Genomic DNA, 1,441 nt, shown 5'->3' with positions numbered 1-1,441 from the left:
CGGTATTTGTCAAAGGAGTTGTCGCCTGTCCTTGTTTTCAGGCTGCTCGCTCGGCAGGGCCGGCCATGGGGCCGCCGCCGCCAGCTTCTGGGGTAAGCGCATCGGCGGCCCCATGACCTTCGCTCCCTACTTCAGGTCGCTCCGGATTGAGCCAGACGGAGCCGCTCGGCGTCCAGCGGCGCGTATTTCCTGACCATCGTTCGGGGCGGGCCGCGCGGGCGCGTTGGTACACGCGGTGGCGGTTGGCGAGGAGTGACTGGTCGTCGCCGCGGTGGCGCTGGTCGGGGGTGACGAAGCGGATGGCGCTGTGGCGGTGCTCGAGATTGTACCAGCGCACGAAGCCCTGGACCCAGGCTCGCGCCTCGTCGATGGTCGCGAAGCCTCGGGGCGGCCAGCCGGGCACATACTTGCAGGTCCGGAACAGCGCTTCCGAGAAGGGATTGTCGTTGCTGACGCGCGGCCTGCTGAACGACGCGACCACGCCGAGCCGGTCCATGGTGGCCTTCATGGTGGCGCCTTTCATCGGACTGCCGTTGTCGGCGTGCAGAACCAGCGGGCTCGTGAGGCACTTCTCTGCCCAGACCGCCCGTTCGAGCACCCGGGCGGCGAAGTCGGCCGTCTCGTGCTCGTAGACCTCCCAGCCGACGATCTTGCGGCTCCAGATGTCGACGATGAGATAGAGGTAGAAGAACGACCCCGCGATCGGCCCTGGCAGCCAGGTTGATGTCCCACGACCAAACCTGGCAGGGAGCCTTCGCCTCGAAGCTGGTGGGTGGCTTGCGCCGGGATGCCGGCCGGGCGCGTCCGCGCCGGTGGTTCTGGCCACGCTCGCGCAGGACCCTGTAGAAGCTGGATTCCGACGCGATCCAGGTGCCGCGGTCGGCCAGCCGGGGGACGATCTGGCTGGGCGGGAGGCTCGCGAACTCGGGCGTGGCGCAGGTCGCAACGATAAGGTCGTGCTCTTCCTCGCTCAGCTTGTTGGCAGGCGCCGCCCGTTCAGCGAGAGGACGGCGGTCCTCGGATCCCGCCCTCCGGGTCCTTCCAGCGCTGCAGCGTGCGCGCAGTGAGGCCAAGCTCGGCGCAGGCGGCGGACTGGCGGGCGCCTGCCGCCGTGGCCTCACCAATGAGAGCAACGATGTGTCGGCGATCCGGAGCGGACGTCATTCGTCCTCGCTCCCCCGGCCCCAGATCGCCTCGGCCTTTTTTCGCAGGATCATCAGTGCGGCGGCCTCGGCCAACGCCTTCTCCTTGCGCGCCAACTCCCGCTCCAGCTGCTGGATGCGCTTCTTGTCGTCCTTCGTCTCGCGCGTGATCCGGCTCGTGGCCGCCCGCTCCCAGTCGTTGGCCCTCTCGCAGGCCTCCCGCCAGACACGGAGCTGCTCGGGATAGAGGCCCCGGCGGCGGCAGTATCTACCGAGGTCGGCCTCGTTCATCGACGCCG

Annotated in this window: 1 pseudogene; it reads right to left on the bottom strand. The window is 68.7% G+C overall.

Annotated elements, in window-relative coordinates:
* Positions 1–130 precede the first annotated feature (130 nt).
* Positions 131–1,441 (bottom strand): annotated as a pseudogene (locus tag Q1B08_RS21415) (IS3 family transposase); the annotation flags it as partial.

The organism is uncultured Jannaschia sp., from assembly GCF_947494025.1.
Taxonomy (GTDB): Bacteria; Pseudomonadota; Alphaproteobacteria; order Rhodobacterales; family Rhodobacteraceae; genus Jannaschia.
This window is presented reverse-complemented; position numbering and strand designations above follow the sequence as displayed.